Origin of the sequence: Mycobacterium basiliense (assembly GCF_900292015.1) — a bacterium.
GTDB lineage: Bacteria > Actinomycetota > Actinomycetes > Mycobacteriales > Mycobacteriaceae > Mycobacterium > Mycobacterium basiliense.
This window is the reverse complement of the sequence record NZ_LR130759.1, coordinates 3453812-3472692: the sequence shown is the minus strand read 5'-3', so window position 1 is coordinate 3472692 and position 18881 is coordinate 3453812. Positions and strand designations below refer to the sequence as shown.

The following is an 18881-nucleotide window of genomic DNA, read 5'->3' as shown; positions in this document are numbered from 1 at the left end:
CTTACGCGAATTCACCCGCGTGTTGGCGAATTTGCTGCACGGATAAACACGGCGGCTGCACCCGGGTACTGCCCGAGGCGTCCTGGGTGGCAATTGGGTCACCCGACTCACAAGGACCGAGGAACACCATGACCGAAACGGCGGAAATATACTGCGAGTTCACATTCGAAGCGGCCCATCGACTTCCCAATGTCCCTGATGGCCATAAGTGTGGGCGCCTACATGGCCATTCCTATCGGGCACGCATCTACGTCGAAGGCCCGCTGGATCCGCGGGCGGGCTGGATCATCGACTTCGGGAATATCAAAGACGCATGTAAGCCGGTTATCGAGCGGCTCGACCACTACTACCTCAACGAGATCGCGGGCTTGGAGAACCCGACCAGCGAGCACCTAACCGTGTGGCTCTGGCGCGAATTGGCGGGTTTGCTTCCGATGATGTCGGCGGTGAGTGTTTCGGAGACATGTACGTCAGGATGTATGTATCGCGGTCCGAGGGTGGCCGCTCATGACAGCGATGCCGGATGTCCCAGCGTTGAGCAACGGCCGGGGATCACCAGCGACCAAGTCGGCATCGGGGGTCTGCGACAGCCGATACCGTCGCACTGACAATCGTCGCGATGCACAGTTTGGGCACCCGCGGATCGCAGCTCTCAACTCTCGCAAGCGATGCCGTCGTTATCGCGATCCTGTGCGGGGCAGTATTCCGGGTCGTCTTGGGGAATGTCGTATCGGCCGTGCTTATGAGCGTCTCTGCAGTTGCGGTAGACGCAACCTTCATGTGCACTGACCTGGGTGCAAGTGGCATCTAGTGGGTCTGTCCGGCCTGTGGGTGCATCCTCGATGGCCATTGCGCAACCGGCGGCAGCGATCGCTGCCGCGGCGAATACCGTACGAACCGTCATTGATCCGCTCCTCACCAGGATGCTGATCCCGTGTTCCCGGAGAATACGCCGGGTCGGTAGCGCGCACAATGGGGCTCAAACTCGGCGAAACCCCTCCTGAGCAGCTGTTTTTGACCCGACTCCGGACATCCGCGGTGAGCTTCGATCGGTTCTCGGTGGATGGCCGTGGCGCAGTCAAGATATGGACGCCTGCTCGATGGCCACAGGTGCTCGAAAGCATTTACCGCCCGGCAAAATAGCGCTTGTCGGGAGTCGGAAATGGGCGCGGAGAAACGCGCCCCAGGCCAAATCATCCACAGCTGAAATTCACTCACTGTCGAACTGGGTGCCGAACTCCAGTGGCTGCCCGGAATATTTTGCGCCCCCAAGAGTCGTCGTCTTCGGTCACTTCCAGCGACGTCGCGACGACCGGATACCATCGCCGAATGGCTGTGCAACGGCCGATGGTAAGACCACAGTTCTTCCTTTCGATCCTTCGCTGAGGGCCACCATGAGAAACATCGAGACCACTGTTTCCTTCGATATGCGCGCGCCCGAATGGGGCGCCGCAACGAGCGAGCTTTATCGCGCCGCCATCGAGATGGCCGCGTTCGCGGACCGTATCGGTGTCGACACCATCAGCGTCATGGAACATCATGGGTCTGACGACGGCTATCTGCCGCAGCCGTTCACCCTGGCGGGGGGCATGGCCGCGGTCACCAAGCGTGCCCGCTTGCTTATCGGCGCGGTAGTCCTGCCGCTGCACGATCCCGTGCTGGTCGCCGAGCAGATCGCCGTCACAGATCTGATGTCGAACGGGCGGCTCAAAGTGACCTTCGGCGCTGGCTATGTGGCATCGGAGTTCGCCATGTTCGGAAAGTCGCTGAGCGATCGGGCGAAGCTGATGGATTCCGGTATCGACACGATCTTGCGCGCATTGCGCGGTGAGAAGTTCCAAACCGACGGCCGCCCGGTCTACGTGCGCCCGCTGCCGCTGCAGAAGCCCGAGGACATTATTTTGGTCGGTGGCGGGGTTAAAGCCTCGGCCGGTCGCGCCGCGCGCTTCGGTGTGGGCTTTCTGCCGATGCTGCCCGGCCTAGTGGAGGTTTACCTGGAAGAATGTCGCAAGCGCGGGCGCGAGCCGGGCCTTTATTTTCAGCCGATGCTCACACCGATGACCATTCACTTGTGCGAGGATCCCGACCGAGGTTGGGCCGCAATCGAACGCCACGCCATCCACGTCATCACCGAATACGCCAACTGGGCTGCGCAAGAAGGCGATGCGTCAAACTCGCCGTTCAAGGCACTGACCGATCCGGCCACGCTTCGTCAGGTCGGCCTGTTCGCGGCCTGGACTCCGGATGACCTGCTCGCGAAAGTGCCTGAAATGGAAGATAGGTCTGCTTTCGTGCTCCAGCCGCTGATGGGTGGCTTGCCACCAGAAGAGGGGTGGAAGAGCCTCGAACTGCTCGAGCAGACGATGCCGAAACTCAAGGCCGCCATCGCAGCATTGGACTAGATCAGGGCGGCGACCGTCGCGGTGCATGACCTAGGACTGTCGTGGTGCAACCACACGAAGTCGTGAATTCCAGTCATTTGCAACATGATCCGAGACGGCAGTGGCGATGCTCGTGTCAGCTCGGACCCAGAAATGACTTTCGGGCCACTCCAGTTGGTGGCTACGCCCTTTCCAGATAAGCGTGCCGCCTCCGGACGCCACGACATTGCGGTACCAGTCCGTGCCCGAGCCATACGTCATCGGAACTAGGAAGCCATCACCAGAGCCACTCGCCGCTACCGACGTCAGGTAGCGGCGACCGCTACGCCCCACATGAGCTAGCAGACCCAACGACGACCACCGTGTACCCGAGGTTTCGGGTCATCCGGTTGTAGCCCTTCAGTAGCCCCCGGAACATGCCATGGCTGAGCAGCAACTCCCGGTTGCGTCTGAAGATCCTCAGTAGCAGCACCAGCGACGCGGTATAGCCGCACACAGCCACCGCGACGATACGGCCGAGCGCTCTCCACCGGCGTCGGGTGACCATTGGCTGGGCCTAGTGCGCTGCCACCTGGCGATGGTGAGCTCCACCGGGACTTTCGGGTCGCCCTTTGCTGCGTGCACCTCGAATTCGGTGTTGGTGACGTAGCCGAGGTAGCTTATTCAGACGAGATTGACGTCAATGCCGCCGACTTCTTCGACCTTGCCGAGCGATGCGGGTGCTGACCGCGCGGTTCGATCGAAACGAGTTTCACCGGAATCGAATTCGGTTAGTCCTTTGTGACCTACATAACTCGGAATGCCCGGCCCGCTACTCTGAAGCCTGGCGGCAAATTGACGGATACGTAACGCAATGATTGACCCGGAGGCCCAGCCGTTATGACTGAGCAAACTAAAGATCAGCTTTGGGAGCAGCGCACCGAGTGGCCACTTGCCATGGTCGCTGTCGTTTTTCTCGTCATGTACTCGGTGGAAGTGCTCGACCAACCACAGGGTTTCGAGGCAAGCTTTTTGAACGTTGCGACCTGGGCCATCTGGAGCCTATTCGTCGTCGACTACATAGTTCGTTTGGTACTGGCGCCCAATCGTTACCGCTGGTTCTTCCGACACATATTCGACCTGGCCGTCGTGGCGCTGCCCATGCTGCGACCGCTGCGGCTGCTGCGGTTGGTTGTACTGGTCGGAGCGTTGCAGAAGGCGGTTGGTAGCGCGGTTCGCGGGAAAATCCTGCTCTACACCCTCTCGGGCGTCTCGGTGTTGATCTACGTCACCTCGCTGGCCATCCTCGACCAGGAACGGGGCCACCCGGGCGCCACGATTACTTCTTTCGGGAAGGCGTTGTGGTGGGCTATCACGACGGTGACCACCGTCGGCTACGGCGATCTGTACCCGATTACGGTCACCGGCCGGGTAATCGCGGTGTCGCTGATGATCGGTGGGATCAGTCTTATCGGTGTGGTTACCGCGTCGGTTGCGTCCTGGATAGTGCAACGCGTTGCCGAAACCGATTCCGCCAATCGGGCCGCGACGGCCGCTCAGATCGAGGACCTCCGGTCGGAAGTTCGGATGCTGGCCCGGCAACTGCGTTACGAGGATTCCAACCGCGTCAACTAGCCCGCCACCGTCTCAGAGCAACTGCGCGAACGCGGTGACGACCATGAGCACCAACACCGCTATCCCGACCGTATAGACCTGGTGGCGGGCGTTGATTCGAGCCGGTCTGGGGCGTCGGCGCAGTGTCCGTTGACGTTGGTAGGCGATCGCGTAGCCGCACGAGGCCGCGATCGCGGCCAGGCCGGCCGGGATCAACCCCGCCAGGCCCCCGTGCGCGTGCATGTCCTTGGTCGTCAGCAGCACGCCATTGACAAGCAAGGCAAACGATGTCCGGGTCCAGGCCAGCGTTGTGCGCTCGGCCTGAAGCCCGCGATCCCACGTCGGTACCGCCTCCGTGGAATCGCTCAACCCCCGACCACCTTGACGACCACCAATACCAGCGCGACGATCCCGACCAACGCCAGGCCCACGGCCAGGTATGCGGGCGTCGGGTGATGGGGCAATGGCCGGCCGCGGCGCATCGCGCGATCCGCCTGCTGCCAGCGCAGTAGCCCCATTCCGCTGGTCAGTATTGCCAGGGCCGCCAGTACCACACCCAGGACATGGCGCGCGCCGGGGATAGTCAGCTCGGGGACGAGTTGCACGAGGGCGACCGCCGCGGCGAGTAGTCCCAATGCGGTGCGTTGCCAGGCCAGGAAGGTCCGCTCATTGGCCAAGGTGAATCGGTAATCGGGTTCGGTTTCGGCGCCCTCTGTGTCGGGTGGGGTGGTGGTGTCGGCCACGAGGCACCTCGCAGAGCGTATTGGGAACAGGCCTTTCGACGTCGACCGAGTTTAGCTAAACCGGGACCGGAGATGTTGCGGCTGGCCGGCGACGTCGTGCCGAGGTTTCGGCGGCAGCCACCGTGGTGCCCGATCGATGCCCCGATGGCGGTAGGGCCGGCACGGTTGGATGCGCTCAGGTGCGCGCAGACCCGGTCAGCAGTTGACCGGTGGCGCCTTGGAGCAAACAGATGACGGTGCTCGGGGTGGGATCGGCCCCGGTTCGGTCCTGGCGCGAATCGATCAACCAGGTCACCGAGTACGGGCCGCCCTCGGCGGATTCCCCGGTGTAGAGAGTAAATCCGGCATCGCACTCGCGATTGGCCACGGCGCCCACGGCAGCGTCGACGGCCACCGGCGCGCGCAGATACACCTCGGCCAAATGCGGTGTCGCACAATCGGTCATGGTGACGTAAATGCCGCTGAGATCGGCAGGCGGGAGGTCGGCAACGCAATCGCCGACTTGCAGGTCAATCCACTTTTGCGTACGCGATGCCGGAGCGGGTTGCGCTGTCGCGGTGATCGGGGCTGCGCCGGCTGGAGTGGGGGATCGTGGCGACAATTTCGGCGTCGATACCGCGTCCGCCCGAACGCCATTGGTGGTGCAGCCGGCCAGCAGGAGCATCGCGGCCAGGCCACCCAACATGGGCCGACTGGGAACTCGCATGGCGGCCTCCTGAAATGCTTCGGCTAGCGTGCGAGTTTAAGCATCCGCGCGCCTACGGGGAAGCGTATTCACTCAAACGTTGGCGGACTGGTATTGGTCAGCGCCGGATCCGGCTTTTGCGACGACATGGACAGCAGGCCGCGTATACACCGCGCCGCCAGTGGCCAATTGGACGGCCTCTTCAGGTTCAACCCGCCCAGCAATTGCTTGAGCATGGTCATCGAGTCGAAATAGATGCGCTCGCAGACAAGGGTTTCGGTGTCGTCGAAAACGAAATAGGCGGTCATCCGGACCCGAAATCGGCCGCCGGTGGGCGGAATCTTGCCCAGGTAGCCTCGGTGGGTACCCATTAGCCAGAATTCGACAATGACCGCATCGGGGCTGTGCCGCAGCTCGATAATTTCGTGGTCCTGATCCGGAAACGCCGTTCGAGTGTCGTGGTAGTAGCCGCGCACCGCCTCCTTTCCATCGTGGACGATCATCTGCGGGATCAGCTCGTAACGGGGGTGCGGGAAGGTTGACAACACATCGTCCCAGTCCTTGCGGACCTCGTCATGAAAGTGGTCGAGCACCAGCTTCTGGCGGGCGGCCAACACGTCGGGCGTGGGAAATGCGGGAATGGGCATGTCTGAGAGTAGGCGCGCACGTCGGTATCCGACCAGATGCGGCTGCCCGAAAATCTAGAATCGCATCCACCATCAAATCCGGCGGCCACCGAGTCTCTGTTAGGATTCGTCAGCAAAATGATTACCGCACAGCCGTATTCCGAAAAGCTGCACACCAGACTGGTAGAGATGTTGGACGTGGTGCGGCCGGCCGCGAGACTGCGCGGACAGGCCCACGCGGTTGCGGGCTACGTACGCCCGGGCGATAGCGTCCTGGATGTCGGGTGCGGGACCGGTCACCTGTCCAGCTACTTGCAGGAGATGTGCGCGATCCAGCCCAATGGCGTGGACGTCAAAGATTATCGACGAAGCCAGATCCCGTTCCGCGAGTTCGACGGCACTTCAATTCCGTTTCCGGACCGGGCCGTTGACCACGTAATCCTCAGCGAGGTGCTGCATCACAGTCATGAACCGGTGACATTGATCAAGGAGTGCCACCGAGTCGCGCGCCGCAGCGTGATTGTGTTCGAGGACCTGCCGGATGGTCGCCTCGGCAAACTCATTCTCTACCTACACGTGCAAGCGTTTGTCCGCTACTTCCGGTACCCATTCCGGCCAGCGCGCAGCGCCTCTTATCGCTCGGCACTAGAATGGTTGGGCGACAACGCATCCTGCGTCGCGCAAGTCCGGCAGCCACCCGAATGGCTCAGCGTGTACCCCCGGGTGTTGCTGGTCTACCAGCTCGCAGAATCGACGACGACCTGATCGCTTCAACGGTCCGGCCGATCCAGCGCAGCGGCCAACGCACCCGTTGACCCGAAGTAGAACTGCACCTTAGCCAGCAGAATTCGTTGCCCCGACCGTCCAAGCCAGTGTGGCGGGCCGCGGTCAGTGGCCCCACGCCACGGACAGGCTCTTGATGCCATGGATGAACTGGGACAACAACCGTGCCGGCTCCTGGGTCGCCACGATGTCGGGCATTTCCCGCCGCAGCTCGCTGAATACGACCCTGATCTCACGGCGAGCCAGGTTGGCCCCGAGACAGAAATGGGCACCGCCACCGCCGAAACCCACGTGCGGGTTGGGGTTGCGTGCCACGTCGAAGGTCCACGGATCGCCGAACTTCTCCTCATCCCGGTTCGCCGAGCAATACCACATCGACACCTTGTCGCCGGCGGCCATCTTGACTCCCCGGAGCTCGACGTCCTCACTGAGCGTGCGGCGCATGTAGACCACCGGGGCGGCCCACCGCACAATCTCTTCGACCGCGGTAGGCGCCAAGCCGTCGAAGTCTGCCCACCACTTCGCCCGTTCGTCCGGGTATCGCGACAGTGCCAGTACACCGTGGCTGATGGCATTGCGGGTCGTCTCGTTGCCGGCGACCACCAGCAATATGAAGAACATCGCGATCTCCGATGACGACAATCGCTGGCCGTCCACCTCGGCCTGCACCAAGCTGGTCGTGAGATCGTCTTGGTGGGTAACGCGGCGGTCGTCGGCCAGTGCGCTGGCATAGGCGCCGATGTCCATCGAAACCCGAAGAAACTCGTCGAAATCTGTGGTCAGGTCGGGGTCGCCGAACCCGAGAATGACATTGGTCCAGCGAAAGATCTGCTGATGGTCTTCTTCGGGAACGCCCATCATGTCGCAGATGATCTGCAACGGCAGTGGGCCGGCGAGTTCGCTGACCAGATCGGCGTGTCCGTCGGGGTGGTTCTCGACCATGCTCGTGACCAACCGGCGCGCCCGCTGCCGTACCGAAGCTTCGATGCGGGCCACCACTTTCGGGGTGAACGCCCTACTGACAATCGAACGCAGTCGCTGATGCCGCGGATCGTCGAGCACAATCATCGAGCCGAAGTACTCGGCCAACTCCGGTGTCTGATCGTTGATCACGATGGTGGGGCTGGAATGAAAAATCTCCGGATGCCGACTGGCGAAGTGGATATCGTCGTGCTTGGTCAGCGCCCAGTGCCCGTTGCCTCCGGTGAATCCGACGAACTCGATCGCGGGCCAGAAGGCGACGGGGGCTTCTCGGCGCAGCGTGGCAAACGCCCCATCGCGAAACTCGTCGTCGCGGCCCCAGAACTCGAACGACCCCAACTCGATGTCGGCGAGCGGCACTGCCGGCGGCGGTGCTCCGTTCACCCGCGGCAATAAATCAGTGCTGGGATCGCTCCTGACATCCATGGCGATGCTCCTCTGCCCCCACCTCGTCGTTGAAGGGTCGACACCGCCGAGCCTAACCGCAGATGCGGGATGTTTGAGGTTCCCGCAGCGCAGACGGGCCGTGATTCAGTGGGTGCAAACCGTGTGTCCCGGTGCCCCGGTGGCGGTCTGCTCGGTCACCACGGTGCCGTCGACCACGATCCGGCAGGTTATGGCGCCTGGCCCCTGAGCGCTGAGCACAAAGACCTGACCACCGAAGCCGGTGAACTCTGACGACCACGGCAGGCCCACGTTGGTCGCATGCCGCTGACCGTGCTCGGTTTGGTAGGAGATGTAGTCGGCGACGCCGCCGCCGCTCACCTCGTAGCGGACCTGGGGAAACTGGTCGGCGTGTGCGGGACCACAGGTGCCCGTGCCGGCGATGGCGAGAGCGATCACGATCGCCGGTCCGCCCAGACGCATCAGTTGGGGTAGCTTGCCTGCCAATCGACTGGTCATGGTCGTCCATGTTGTCACTACCTGCGGAAACATGTAAGTGGTTTGCGGTCATTTGCGCCGATCATTCGCGGCCACCCGCCGGGCATGGCACGCCCAGTCGGTTGCGAAGTCGCGTAATGGCAGCTCGGGCGCCGACCGTGGGCCAATGGTGGGGCGCCCTGGCGATTGAACCTCTGGCCCAGAGGCGTTGTGCGCCAACCCTATCGGTTGGGGCCGTCGCCGAGCCGCACCCGCAGGGTGGTGCTGGTGAACTCCGCATGATCGCATGGTCGCGGCCCGTGGCGGGGCGCAAGATGCTAGATGTCACCTCGTGGGGCGCCTAGGGTGAAGCCGGTAGTCAGGGAGGTGGCTGTTCGATGTCGCAAGGTGGCGCTAAGCGAGTGGTGGTCTGGGGTACCGGCTTCGTCGGCCGGATGGTGATCCCCGAGATCGTCAAGCATCCACGGTTCGAGTTGGTGGGTGTTGGCGTGAGCAATCCGGACAAGGTCGGTCAGGACGTCGGTGACATCTGCGGACTGCCCGAACCCATAGGCGTCACCGCAACCGACGACGTCGACGCCCTGGTTGCACTCGAACCCGATGCGTTGGTGCACTACGGCCCGACGGCGATGCACGCCCAGGACAACATCTCGCTGATCACGCGGTTCCTGCGGGCCGGCATCGACGTGTGTTCGACCGCAATGACACCCTGGATCTGGCCGACGATGCACTTGAACCCACCCAACTGGATCACACCCATCACCGAGTCCTGCGAGCTGGGGCAGTCGTCCTGTTTCACCACCGGCATCGACCCGGGATTCGCCAACGATCTGTTTCCGATGACGTTGATGGGGTTGTGCTCCGAGGTACGGCGGGTGCGCGCCTCGGAGCTGCTGGATTACACGAACTATGAAGGTGACTACGAGAAGGAGATGGGCATCGGGCGCGAACCAGAGTTCAGCCCGATGCTGGAAAACCCGGACGTGTTGATCTTCGCGTGGGGCGCCACCGTCCCGATGATCGCCCACGCCGCCGGCATCATGCTCGATGAGATCACCACGACCTGGGAAAAGTGGGTAACGCCCAGCGAGCGAAAGTCAGCGAAGGGAGTGATCAAATCCGGCCAGGTTGCAGCAGTCCGGTTCACTATCAACGGTGTCTACCAGGGCGAAACCCGCATCCAACTCGAACACGTCAACCGCATCGGCCACGATGCCGCACCCGACTGGCCGTCGGGCCACGACGATGACGTCTACCGCGTGGATATCGAGGGAACCCCGAGTATTTTCCAGGAGACCGCATTCCGATTCACCGACGGGTCGGGCCGGGATCCGGCCACCGCCGGCTGTCTGGCGACCGGGATGCGGGCGCTCAACGCCGTCCCCGCGGTCAACGACCTACCGCCGGGTTGGGTCACAGCTCTCGATTTGCCGCTGATTCCCGGTGCCGGCGTCATCCGCTGACCAGCGTCGATGGCGCATCAGGGAGGAAGTCGTACAGCTGGCGCATAGCTGACGCAGAGATTGGCTATAGCTTTTATCGACAAAATTCGACTTAGGTGCGTTTCGCCGGACATGGGGATTGGATCAATGGCAGAGGGACCACGGCCCGCGCTGGGGCTGTCGATCGGTGCCACGAACCTGGCGGCGGTCACCGCTGACCAGGCGATTACCCGCAAGCCCGTGCTCACGCTGTACCGTCAGCGTCCGCCGGAGGTCGGGGTGCCGTCGGAGAACCCGAGGCTAGACGAGCCCGGGTTGGTGATCACCGACTTTGTGGACCGCGTAGGGGATCCGGTCGGAATCGTGGCGGCAGACGGCTCGGTGCACCGGAGCGAGGCTCTGGTCGCCGACGCGCTGCGCGCGTTGGCCTATCGCGCGACCGGCGGCACCGCCCTGCCCGACAGTGTCGCGGTGGCCTATCCGGCTCACTGGGCGGCTGCCTCGGTGGATGCCTTGGGGGCTGCACTGGGTCGGGTGGCCGAATGGTCGCGTAGGCAGTACGCGCCGGTCTTGCTCCCCGACGCCGCGGCGGCACTGTTTGCGGTGCGAGCTAACCCGGGCATACCTGGCCGCGGAACCGTCGCGGTCTGCGATTTCGGTGGCACCGGGACCAGCATCACGTTGGTCGATGCGGCCGCGCAGTATCAGCCCCTGGCCGCCACGGTGCGTCATCGGGATTTCTCCGGTGACTTGGTAGACCAGTCGTTATTGACCTACGTCATGTCCGACATGCCGGCCACCGGATCGTTTGACCCGTCCGGTACGTCGGCGATCGGCTCACTGAGCCAATTGCGGATTGAATGCCGCAACGCCAAAGAGCGGCTCTCGCTGAGCACGGTGACCACGCTGGCCGACCACACACCCAATGGGCAACGCGAGATCCGGCTCACCAGAACCGAACTCGATGAGACGATTCGCGACGCGCTGGACGCGGTCGCCGGGTTTATCGAGGAAACCTTGGTGCACAACGCAATCCAGGCGGCGGATCTGGCCGCGATTGTGGCGGTTGGTGGGGGCGCCAACATTCCTTCGGTCATCACGACCCTGTCGGGACGTTTTGGTGTACCGGTGATCACCAGCCCACGTCCGCAACTGACGGCCGCCATCGGCGGGGCGCTGCGCGCGGCCCGCGGGCCCGCGGATACCAGTGCGACGGTGCTGACCTCCGCGGCACCGGAAACCCAGCTGGCCATGGCATCACCAACGCAGAATGCCGCGGGATTGGGGGACCCGGAATTCGACAATGCCCTTCCCGACGGACCGATGTCGGCTATGCGGCCCCCCCTGGCCTGGTCGGAAGCGGACGACGACTCCCGCGTCGTGCCGGTTGGCACCGGCGAGTATCCGAACTCTGCGGGCGGTTCCGGGTACACCTCGGCGCGTCCGCAACTGACTTTCGAAGAGAACGCGCAGGCCGAACCGGAGCCGAAGTCCCCGGTTCTCCCGTGGTATCGGCTGCCGGCGGTGATCGTCGTCAGCACGGTCGTGGCGGTTCTGCTGGTGGGAACAGCGGTTGCGATCGCGCTGAGTTCCGGCGATCAGCCCGCGACACGGTCACCCGGTGTCAGCACCACTCCAGCCGGCCCGGCGCCGTCCTCGCAGACACCGGCAACCGAGAGTGGAACGCCCGAGCCGGCGCCGTCCCCGCCGGCGCCCGGCCAAGCCCCCGCGTCGCCGGCGCAGCCGACACCACCTCCGTCCAGTGAGGTGCCGCCGCCTTCCACCCCGGAAGCGACCACGCCGACCACCACAGCGCCGCCGCCCGCTACCACGGCGCCGCCGCCCGCTACCACGGCGCCGCCGCCCGCTACCACGGCGCCGCCCGCTACCACCGCGCCCCCGGCCAGCACACCGCCGCCGGCTACGCAGCAAGTGCCGGCGCCGCCGCCGATTCCCCCTATACCGCAGATTCCGGACATCCCGCAGATTCCCGGAATTGGCTTTCCCCAGATTCCCCAGGTGCCTGGAATCGGTCGGATCTCAGTCCCGGTGCTTCCGCGGCAGGTGGCGCCTTAGCGGCTAGCCGCTAGCGGCCGTCTCGTCTCCGGCCGTCTTCAGGATCGCTTCGTTGAGCTCCTTGTCGCGGGCCACCCTGCGTTTGGCTTCCGCGGTCTTGGAACCCTCGCCGTCGGACTTGGGATCGCCGCTTTCGTCGAGCCAGTCGTTGACCGCTGTGCCGGTGATCATTCCGCCGGAACCGGGCAACACGAGCGTCGGCCGGTCTTCGTAGGCAGTCATCATGTCGGCAGCTCGGTCTTGTGCCTGTTGGCTGGGTTCAGGTGCTTCCTTCGATCCCTGAGCGGTATGGTCTTCGCGGCTATTCATGTTCCTGGGCCCCCTGCGCTATTGCCGTTGGTGCCCGACCCTTGTCATCGGTTACCCAGCGCGGCATCGTGTCGAAACTCCCGCCACCCCTTCACATGCGCTTGGCCAGCACAAGTGCGGCCAGAGGAATCCGCATCGACTCCGGCGAACCCGCCAGGCGCTCGGCCACGGCGGCCTCAAGTTGCCCGATGAATTCGGCCGCACGAGGGTCTTTGGCCCCGCCGTGCAAGGCGGTCGTCAGGGTCGGGAACAGCGCGGCGCGGGCGAATGCGGCCCACCGCGCTCCGAAAGCCTCTGCGTCGCCATCTGATTGGAACCGGGACCAGAACCGGTCTTCGGCGTCGAACAATTCGAGGCGCTCGATCGTCAGACCCTCGAACCACCCACGTGGCGCGAAGGGAGCCAAGAAGTCCTTCTCGCTACGGGCAACCACGGGAATTGCCATGCGCCGCAATTCGTCCGGATTCAACAGACCGTCTCTGACTTGATCCTTCAATGCAGCGACAAGCGCGTCGTTCATCGACCGGTAGCCAAATTCGCCGTGGTCGTCGAGGGCCATCGTGATGACCACCAGCCGCCCGCCCGGACATAACTCGCGGCCGCGGAATGCTAAAAAGTCGTGCCAATCGGTGGCGGCCTGCCGGGTGTATGCGGCCCGCGCCTCCATGTTCTTGCTGTAGGCGACCTGCACGTGATCGGCGAGTTCCGGTGCTCCCGCAGGGATCCGGCTCAGCCATTGGATCGCCCATGATGTCCAACCCAGGTTGACCGTATTGCTGGGCAGGATCTGGGTATAGAAGGACCGGCCGATTGCCGAAGCGAACGTCGCAGGGTCCTGGTGCAGGTAGCTGTCCGGATCGTCAGCCAACGTCTGGAATAGCGTGGTGAAGTCGTTGCCCGGTACGTCGGTATGCGTCACCATGATTGCGTGATCGTCTCGGGTACGCCGACGCAGCCTGTCGACCGCAGCGGCAACGGGTTTCAACGAATTGTGTCCGGTTGCCGCGCCGTAGTCGGCGATGACGATGGGCTGCGGCGATCGGGGCAGCGGAACCTGTTGGGCGGCCTGTTCGAGCAGCGTGATGGCCGGCATCAACCCGGCAGCCTGCAGGCGTGACGCCTGGCTATAGGTCGCGCTTTCCATCGGCTCTGGCCGGATCACGACGCTAGATTCCGGCAGCCGCGCATTCGGTCGCATATCAGCTTGGCTTTGGGTAGCTGACGCCGGTGAGCTGTTCCGAAACCTCCCAAAGACGTTGGCAGTCAGCGTCGTTGCGGGCACGAGCAGGCACCTTGGCCTCGGCCACGCCGCCGCCGGCGGCTTCGTAGAGTCCTCGTGGGCCGTAGAAGGAGCCCCCTTCGGCCTGGGGGGTGGCGGCCGCATACAGCGCCGGCAGTATGCCCTCATCGACCTCTTGCCAGAGAAACGGAGCAAACCGCCAGGACAGGGTATAGAGCCGCTGCATCAAGGCCGGTTTGTCGCGGCCGTGCGAAGGTCCGCTGATCTGCAGGTTGGTTTTGGTCAATCCGGGGTGGGCCGCATTGGACACGACGCCCCAATTGGCCACACGGCTGCGACGGTCAAGCTCGCGGGCGAACATCAACACGGCCAACTTCGACTGGCCGTATGCCGACATCGCGGCGTATGACTTGTCGAACTGCAGGTCGTCAAAATGAATCCGACCGCGCCGGGCCGCGATGCTACTGAGGGAAACCACCCGGCCCTGCGCCGCCCGTAGCAACGGTAGCACCTGGGCAGTCAGTGCAAAGTGTCCGAGATGGTTACTGCCGAACTGCAATTCGAAGCCGTCAGCGGTGGTGTCGCGCTCGGGCGGGGTCATGACACCGGCATTGTTGATCAGGATGTCGATCGGGCGGCCCTCCGAGTTGAGTTGTTCACCCAACGCTGCGACGGAGCTCAGTGACGAGAGGTCGAGGGCCTTGATGCTCAACTTGGCGTCGGGTACCGCGGCGCGGATCTCCGCGATCGCCGCCTCGCCCTTGGCGCGGTTGCGGATTGCCATCACGACATCGGCGCCGGCCGCGGACAGCCGCCGAGTCAGCCCGAACCCAAGTCCGCTGTTGGCGCCCGTGACAACAGCCAGCTTTCCCGAAAGATCGGGCACCGTTGCGACGAGATTGTTGGCCATGCCCATTACTCCTTTTCCGGTGACGCCTGTCTAGTGTGCTCTTTTTCTGGCCGGCCGCGAATCGGAGCGGCATGCTGAACGGCATGGCCCTCGACTCGGGAGCGTGCCGACGGCGCGCCCTCGGGTGGGCGGCGGCGCTGGCCCTCGGCACGCTACCCGCGCTGGCTTTTCCCGCACCATCGTGGTGGTGGCTGGCGTGGTTCGCCGTGGTCCCGCTGCTGCTGGTGGTGCGCGCCGCGGCGACGTCGGGGGATGGGGCGGTGCGGGCCTTTCTGGGTGTTGGCGGATTTGTGCTGACCAACCAGTACTGGCTGGCCAGCAGCATCGGTCCGGTGTTGGCGCTGATGGCGTTCGGGCTCGGCGCGTTGTGGCTGCCTTGGGGATGGGTGACTCACCGGCTGCTGTCGCCGCCGGTCAGCACAAGACGCGTGGCCGTAGCGTTGATCGTGGTGCCCAGTGCGTGGGTGGCGGCCGAAGCGGTGCGATCTTGGCCGCCGTTGGGCGGTCCGTGGGCGGCGCTGGGCGCGTCGCAATGGAATCAGCCCGCAACGCTGGCGTCGGCGTCCTTGGGTGGGGTGTGGCTGACCAGCTTTTTGGTGATCGCAGCCAATACCGCACTCGCCAGTGCGATCGTGCAACGGGGAGCGGGACGCCTCGTCGCGCTGGGGTGTGCGTTGGCGTGCATGGGTTTTGGACCCGTGTGGTACGTGGCGGGCGGGACGCCTCCTGCCAGTCGGACAGTACGGGTGGCGCTGGTGCAGACGGGCCCCATCGCTGACGCAGCGGCCCGTCAGGCGGCTAGTGAGGCGCTTACCGCAACGTTGGTGGGCACTCGGCCAGAAGTGGTGGTTTGGGGCGAAAGCAGCGTCGCGGCCGAGCTCACCGATCGACCCGACGCGGTGGCTCGGCTGGCTGAGCTCGCGCGCAGGGTCGGTGCGGACCTACTGGTCAATGTCGACGCGCGCGCACCCAACGGGGGTATCTACAAAACATCGGTGCTCGTCGATGACCACGGGGTGCAGGGCAGCTACCGCAAGACCCGGCTGGTGCCGTTCGGCGAATACGTGCCGCTGAGACCGTTTCTTGGTGCCATTACCCGCTATGGCAAGGCGGCCGCCGAGGACCGCGGGCGTGGGAGCGGGCCCGTGGTGCTGCGCGCCGGCGGCATCGATGTCGGGCCGTTGATCAGCTACGAGACGACGTTTTCCGATCTGACCCGGCGTGCAGCGTTGTTGGGGGCTCAGCTGCTGGTCTATCAGAGTTCCACGTCGTCATTTCAAGGCAGTTGGGCCCAACCGCAGTTGGCCGGTCAGCCTGCGGTGCGCGCCGTCGAAGTGGGGCTCCCAGCGGTGCATGCCGGGTTGTCCGGGGATAGCTCGGCCTTCGATTCCAGGGGCCGCCGGCTGGCGTGGTGCACGTCGCAGTTCACCGGCGTCACCGTCATCAGCGTTCCGCTGACATCCGATGCCACGCCCTACCGACGGTGGGGGGACTGGGTGCCGGCCAGCACGTTCGCCGTGCTGGGTGTTTTCTTCGGTGTCGCCACCCTCCGCAGTCTGCGCAGGCGTGACACACTTCGTTGATGAGTAGCCGAGGCGTTGATGAGTAGCCGAGGCGTCGCCAAGGCCTCGTTGGCGCTCGCCATCGTGATGTTGGTGGCGTCGGTCGCCGGCTTCATCACCACGTTGGTGCTTAACACATTTGTGCTGGACAAGTACAACGCCTACGGCGAGGTGCCGATCCCCGGTTCGGGCAGCGTCCACCTGCCGACCGGTGAGGTCAGTGTGAGCCTGCACACCTTGGTCATCGGGGGCAACGGTGGCACCGGGCTGCCGCTGCCCCCGCTCGGGATCTCGATCAATCCGCCTGAGGGTGTGCCGCAACCGACGGTAACCGAAAGAATCGGCAGCACAACGACGGTCAACAACGACGCGCATGTGCGGGTATGGGTGGTCGACGTACCGGTCGAGGCCACCTACAACGTCATGACCGAGGGGCAAGTCGGCGGCTACATCAATCCGCGACTGGCTTTCGGGCACCAAAGTTCATCTGGTTGGCTGGTCTGGATATTTGTTGCCATGTTTGTCGTCGGCCTGATCGATTTGGCGTTGTCGGTGATGTGGCTGGCCCGCGCCCGGCGTGCGGCGGCATCCGCGCTGGTGAACAGGCCGTACTTGGCCGAATCGCCGACCGCATCGGTTCGGCCCGGGGATTCGCCCGGACCCGCCTACGAACCAGGCGAGCAGGGGATCCGGCTCGAGCGGCTCAAAACCCTGGCGGCACTGCGTGATTCCGGAGCGCTGACCGAAGACGAATTCCAGGCCGAAAAGCGTCGCATCCTGGATGGAAGGTAGATCTGCTCAGATCCGCGAGATCGACGTTTTGCGGTAAAAGTGCGAGAGGCGACTTGCGAAACGTCGATCTCGGTGAAAGTTGGGCCTGTTAGGGCTCAGTGGCCTCTGGCGACCCATTCTTCGTAGTGCACGATCTCCTCTCCCACGGTGGTGCTGTCACCGTGGCCGGTATGCACGACGGTGGCGCCAGGCAATCCGCCGAGCCGTTCGGATATCGACCGCAGGATGGTCGGGAAGTCGGAGAATGAGCGACCGGTAGCTCCTGGGCCACCGGAGAACAGCGTGTCGCCGCTGAACACCACGCCGAGTTCGGGGGCGTACCAGCACACCGACCCGGGCGAGTGTCCCGGAGTGTGCAGCGCACGCAACTCGGTGCCAGCGACACGCAATGTCTCCGCGTCGGCAACTCTGCGAAAGTCTTTATCCGGGTGGGTCATCCGCCACAGCACCTCATCGCCTGGGTGCAGTAGCACCGGCGCGTCAAGCGCATTGCCGAGCTCGGGAGCCACCGTCACATGGTCGTTGTGGCCGTGAGTACACACCACCGCCACCACATTGCGTCCACCGGTGGCTTCGACGATCGGAGCCGCCTCATGGGCGGCGTCGAAGACCACCACCTCGGAGTCGTCGCCGACCAGCCAGATGTTGTTATCGACTTCCCAGCTGCCGCCGTCGAGTTCGAAGGTTCCGTGAGTCACCACCCGATCGATGCGAGCCACTACAACACCACCACCGAGCGCAGCACCTTGCCGGCGTGCATCTTCTCGAATGCCTCCTCAATGCTGCCGAGACCGATCTTTTCGGAAACGAACTTGTCCAGCGGAAGCCGGCCCTGCAGGTAGAGGTCGATTAGCGTGGGGAAGTCGCGCTCGGGTAGGCAATCGCCGTACCAGGACGATTTCAGGGCCCCGCCGTGGGAGAAGAAGTCCACCAGCCGCATCTCCAGCCGCATGTCGGGCGTGGGCACGCCCACCAGAACAACGGTTCCGGCCAGGTCACGGGCGTAGAACGCCTGCTTCCAGGTTTCGGGCCGGCCGACCGCGTCGATCACCACGTCCACTCCAAAGCCGCCGGTGAGGTCCTGGATCGTCGTGACGACGTCGAATTCGCGGGCGTTGACGGTGTGGGTGGCACCAAACTTGCGGGCCCACTCCAACTTCGTGTTGTCGGTATCGACCGCGATGATCTTCTTGGCTCCCACGAGCGCAGCCCCGGCAATGGCCGCATCGCCCACGCCGCCACAGCCGATCACCGCGACGGTGTCGTCTCGGGTCACGCCCCCGGTGTTGATGGCCGCACCAATGCCCGCCATCACCCCGCAGCCCAGCAAGCCGGCCACCGCGGGATCGGCCGCGGGATCGACCTTGGTGCATTGACCGGCATGCACCAACGTCTTGTCGGCGAACGCTCCGATGCCCAACGCCGGTGTCAGTTCGGTGCCGTCGGTCAGCGTCATCTTCTGTTCGGCGTTGAAGGTGTCGAAGCAATATCGTGGCCGGCCGCGTTTGCAGGCCCGACACTGACCGCACACCGCTCGCCAGTTGAGGATCACGAAGTCCCCGGGTTCGACGGTAGTCACCCCCGGTCCGACCGCTTCGACGGTCCCCGCGGCCTCGTGGCCGAGCAGGAACGGGTATTCGTCGTTGATGCCGCCTTCTCGGTAGGTCAGGTCGGTGTGGCAGACGCCGCAGGCGGTGATGTCGACGACGGCTTCGCCCGGCCCGGGATCCGGGACCACGATGTCGACCAACTCAACCGGTTCGCCCTTTTTCCGTGAGATCACCCCGCGCACTGTCTGACTCATGGTCTCCAACCTAACTGTTCGCCACCGAGCCGAGGTGACCGTGGCGCCGGAAGCTAGCTTGGCATCGAGGCG

21 protein-coding genes are annotated in these 18881 nt (G+C 64.2%); 8 read left to right on the top strand and 13 right to left on the bottom strand.

Going from position 1 to position 18881, the window contains the following annotated elements:
• Nucleotides 1-128: 128 nt before the first annotated feature.
• Entirely contained in the window at nucleotides 129-608 is a 480-nt protein-coding gene (gene queD / locus MB901379_RS14675) for a 6-carboxytetrahydropterin synthase QueD (RefSeq protein ID WP_158017336.1), read from the top strand.
• Between the two features lie 44 nt (nucleotides 609-652).
• On the opposite strand, the gene MB901379_RS14670 is transcribed toward queD, so the two are convergent.
• Nucleotides 653-850, bottom strand: a complete 198-nt coding sequence (locus MB901379_RS14670) for an excalibur calcium-binding domain-containing protein (RefSeq protein ID WP_174237100.1) — start codon at nucleotides 848-850, stop codon at nucleotides 653-655.
• Nucleotides 851-1394: 544 nt separating this feature from the next.
• On the opposite strand from MB901379_RS14670, the gene MB901379_RS14665 reads away from it, so the two are divergent.
• Nucleotides 1395-2402, top strand: coding sequence for an LLM class flavin-dependent oxidoreductase (locus tag MB901379_RS14665; RefSeq protein ID WP_158017334.1), 1008 nt, complete (start codon nucleotides 1395-1397; stop codon nucleotides 2400-2402).
• A gap of 301 nt (nucleotides 2403-2703) precedes the next feature.
• Here MB901379_RS14665 and MB901379_RS24685 read toward each other — a convergent pair whose 3' ends face one another.
• Nucleotides 2704-2928 (bottom strand): hypothetical protein, encoded by a 225-nt coding sequence (locus tag MB901379_RS24685; RefSeq protein ID WP_232021853.1) that lies wholly within the window; start codon nucleotides 2926-2928, stop codon nucleotides 2704-2706.
• Between the two features lie 332 nt (nucleotides 2929-3260).
• Here MB901379_RS24685 and MB901379_RS14660 point away from each other — a divergent pair, with 332 nt between their 5' ends.
• Nucleotides 3261-3995: a potassium channel family protein gene (locus tag MB901379_RS14660; RefSeq protein WP_158017333.1), complete on the top strand. Its 735-nt coding sequence runs from the start codon at nucleotides 3261-3263 to the stop codon at nucleotides 3993-3995.
• A 12-nt stretch (nucleotides 3996-4007) separates the two neighbouring features.
• Here MB901379_RS14660 and MB901379_RS14655 read toward each other — a convergent pair whose 3' ends face one another.
• The 4 genes from MB901379_RS14655 to MB901379_RS14640 form a co-directional block, all read right to left on the bottom strand.
• On the bottom strand, nucleotides 4008-4343 hold the full coding sequence (locus tag MB901379_RS14655; RefSeq protein WP_158017332.1) for a DUF202 domain-containing protein: 336 nt from the start codon (nucleotides 4341-4343) through the stop codon (nucleotides 4008-4010).
• On the bottom strand, nucleotides 4340-4717 hold the full coding sequence (locus MB901379_RS14650) for a YidH family protein (protein WP_158017331.1): 378 nt from the start codon (nucleotides 4715-4717) through the stop codon (nucleotides 4340-4342). Before MB901379_RS14650 ends, MB901379_RS14655 begins: the two co-directional genes overlap by 4 nt.
• A gap of 175 nt (nucleotides 4718-4892) precedes the next feature.
• Nucleotides 4893-5423 carry a hypothetical protein gene (locus tag MB901379_RS14645; RefSeq protein ID WP_158017330.1) on the bottom strand — a complete coding sequence of 177 codons (531 nt, stop codon included), beginning with the start codon at nucleotides 5421-5423 and terminating at the stop codon, nucleotides 4893-4895.
• A 68-nt stretch (nucleotides 5424-5491) separates the two neighbouring features.
• Nucleotides 5492-6049 (bottom strand): ester cyclase, encoded by a 558-nt coding sequence (locus tag MB901379_RS14640; RefSeq protein ID WP_158017329.1) that lies wholly within the window; start codon nucleotides 6047-6049, stop codon nucleotides 5492-5494.
• A gap of 117 nt (nucleotides 6050-6166) precedes the next feature.
• Here MB901379_RS14640 and MB901379_RS14635 point away from each other — a divergent pair, with 117 nt between their 5' ends.
• Nucleotides 6167-6793, top strand: a complete 627-nt coding sequence (locus MB901379_RS14635; protein WP_158017328.1) for a class I SAM-dependent methyltransferase — start codon at nucleotides 6167-6169, stop codon at nucleotides 6791-6793.
• Between the two features lie 123 nt (nucleotides 6794-6916).
• Here MB901379_RS14635 and MB901379_RS14630 read toward each other — a convergent pair whose 3' ends face one another.
• Nucleotides 6917-8218: a cytochrome P450 gene (locus MB901379_RS14630; RefSeq protein WP_158017327.1), complete on the bottom strand. Its 1302-nt coding sequence runs from the start codon at nucleotides 8216-8218 to the stop codon at nucleotides 6917-6919.
• A 105-nt stretch (nucleotides 8219-8323) separates the two neighbouring features.
• On the bottom strand, nucleotides 8324-8695 hold the full coding sequence (locus tag MB901379_RS14625) for an MmpS family transport accessory protein (protein ID WP_232021852.1): 372 nt from the start codon (nucleotides 8693-8695) through the stop codon (nucleotides 8324-8326).
• A 356-nt stretch (nucleotides 8696-9051) separates the two neighbouring features.
• Here MB901379_RS14625 and MB901379_RS14620 point away from each other — a divergent pair, with 356 nt between their 5' ends.
• Nucleotides 9052-10137 (top strand): NAD(P)H-dependent amine dehydrogenase family protein, encoded by a 1086-nt coding sequence (locus tag MB901379_RS14620; RefSeq protein ID WP_158017325.1) that lies wholly within the window; start codon nucleotides 9052-9054, stop codon nucleotides 10135-10137.
• Between the two features lie 126 nt (nucleotides 10138-10263).
• Complete coding sequence (locus MB901379_RS14615) at nucleotides 10264-12192, top strand: Hsp70 family protein (protein WP_158017324.1); 1929 nt, start codon at nucleotides 10264-10266, stop codon at nucleotides 12190-12192.
• A gap of 3 nt (nucleotides 12193-12195) precedes the next feature.
• Here MB901379_RS14615 and MB901379_RS14610 read toward each other — a convergent pair whose 3' ends face one another.
• The 3 genes from MB901379_RS14610 to MB901379_RS14600 form a co-directional block, all read right to left on the bottom strand.
• The gene (locus tag MB901379_RS14610) at nucleotides 12196-12414 is read right to left on the bottom strand and encodes a hypothetical protein (RefSeq protein ID WP_232021851.1); all 219 of its coding nucleotides are present in this window, start codon (nucleotides 12412-12414) and stop codon (nucleotides 12196-12198) included.
• A 178-nt stretch (nucleotides 12415-12592) separates the two neighbouring features.
• Nucleotides 12593-13699 carry a class I SAM-dependent methyltransferase gene (locus MB901379_RS14605; protein ID WP_158017322.1) on the bottom strand — a complete coding sequence of 369 codons (1107 nt, stop codon included), beginning with the start codon at nucleotides 13697-13699 and terminating at the stop codon, nucleotides 12593-12595.
• Between the two features lies 1 nt (nucleotide 13700).
• On the bottom strand, nucleotides 13701-14651 hold the full coding sequence (locus tag MB901379_RS14600; RefSeq protein WP_158017321.1) for an SDR family oxidoreductase: 951 nt from the start codon (nucleotides 14649-14651) through the stop codon (nucleotides 13701-13703).
• An 83-nt stretch (nucleotides 14652-14734) separates the two neighbouring features.
• Between MB901379_RS14600 and lnt the strand changes: the two genes are divergently transcribed.
• Nucleotides 14735-16234 carry an apolipoprotein N-acyltransferase gene (lnt, locus tag MB901379_RS14595; RefSeq protein WP_158017320.1) on the top strand — a complete coding sequence of 500 codons (1500 nt, stop codon included), beginning with the start codon at nucleotides 14735-14737 and terminating at the stop codon, nucleotides 16232-16234.
• An 18-nt stretch (nucleotides 16235-16252) separates the two neighbouring features.
• Nucleotides 16253-17005, top strand: coding sequence for an SHOCT domain-containing protein (locus tag MB901379_RS14590; RefSeq protein WP_158017319.1), 753 nt, complete (start codon nucleotides 16253-16255; stop codon nucleotides 17003-17005).
• A gap of 95 nt (nucleotides 17006-17100) precedes the next feature.
• On the opposite strand, the gene MB901379_RS14585 is transcribed toward MB901379_RS14590, so the two are convergent.
• Together MB901379_RS14585 and MB901379_RS14580 are read right to left on the bottom strand one after the other, a co-directional pair.
• Nucleotides 17101-17724 carry an MBL fold metallo-hydrolase gene (locus MB901379_RS14585; protein WP_158017318.1) on the bottom strand — a complete coding sequence of 208 codons (624 nt, stop codon included), beginning with the start codon at nucleotides 17722-17724 and terminating at the stop codon, nucleotides 17101-17103.
• On the bottom strand, nucleotides 17724-18809 hold the full coding sequence (locus MB901379_RS14580; RefSeq protein ID WP_158017317.1) for an S-(hydroxymethyl)mycothiol dehydrogenase: 1086 nt from the start codon (nucleotides 18807-18809) through the stop codon (nucleotides 17724-17726). Before MB901379_RS14580 ends, MB901379_RS14585 begins: the two co-directional genes overlap by 1 nt.
• Between the last annotated feature and the right edge of the window lie 72 nt (nucleotides 18810-18881).

Coding starts and splice junctions, on each gene's coding strand:
- MB901379_RS14625 (WP_232021852.1), bottom strand. CDS start 8,695: ATGACCAGTCGATTGGCAGGCAAGCTACCCCAACTGATGCGTCTGGGC.
- MB901379_RS14665 (WP_158017334.1), top strand. CDS start 1,395: ATGAGAAACATCGAGACCACTGTTTCCTTCGATATGCGCGCGCCCGAA.
- MB901379_RS14630 (WP_158017327.1), bottom strand. CDS start 8,218: ATGGATGTCAGGAGCGATCCCAGCACTGATTTATTGCCGCGGGTGAAC.
- MB901379_RS14640 (WP_158017329.1), bottom strand. CDS start 6,049: ATGCCCATTCCCGCATTTCCCACGCCCGACGTGTTGGCCGCCCGCCAG.
- MB901379_RS24685 (WP_232021853.1), bottom strand. CDS start 2,928: ATGGTCACCCGACGCCGGTGGAGAGCGCTCGGCCGTATCGTCGCGGTG.
- MB901379_RS14590 (WP_158017319.1), top strand. CDS start 16,253: ATGAGTAGCCGAGGCGTCGCCAAGGCCTCGTTGGCGCTCGCCATCGTG.
- MB901379_RS14670 (WP_174237100.1), bottom strand. CDS start 850: ATGGCCATCGAGGATGCACCCACAGGCCGGACAGACCCACTAGATGCC.
- queD (WP_158017336.1), top strand. CDS start 129: ATGACCGAAACGGCGGAAATATACTGCGAGTTCACATTCGAAGCGGCC.
- MB901379_RS14580 (WP_158017317.1), bottom strand. CDS start 18,809: ATGAGTCAGACAGTGCGCGGGGTGATCTCACGGAAAAAGGGCGAACCG.
- MB901379_RS14635 (WP_158017328.1), top strand. CDS start 6,167: ATGATTACCGCACAGCCGTATTCCGAAAAGCTGCACACCAGACTGGTA.
- MB901379_RS14620 (WP_158017325.1), top strand. CDS start 9,052: ATGTCGCAAGGTGGCGCTAAGCGAGTGGTGGTCTGGGGTACCGGCTTC.
- MB901379_RS14645 (WP_158017330.1), bottom strand. CDS start 5,423: ATGCGAGTTCCCAGTCGGCCCATGTTGGGTGGCCTGGCCGCGATGCTC.
- MB901379_RS14610 (WP_232021851.1), bottom strand. CDS start 12,414: ATGACTGCCTACGAAGACCGGCCGACGCTCGTGTTGCCCGGTTCCGGC.
- MB901379_RS14660 (WP_158017333.1), top strand. CDS start 3,261: ATGACTGAGCAAACTAAAGATCAGCTTTGGGAGCAGCGCACCGAGTGG.
- MB901379_RS14605 (WP_158017322.1), bottom strand. CDS start 13,699: ATGCGACCGAATGCGCGGCTGCCGGAATCTAGCGTCGTGATCCGGCCA.
- lnt (WP_158017320.1), top strand. CDS start 14,735: ATGGCCCTCGACTCGGGAGCGTGCCGACGGCGCGCCCTCGGGTGGGCG.
- MB901379_RS14615 (WP_158017324.1), top strand. CDS start 10,264: ATGGCAGAGGGACCACGGCCCGCGCTGGGGCTGTCGATCGGTGCCACG.
- MB901379_RS14600 (WP_158017321.1), bottom strand. CDS start 14,651: ATGGCCAACAATCTCGTCGCAACGGTGCCCGATCTTTCGGGAAAGCTG.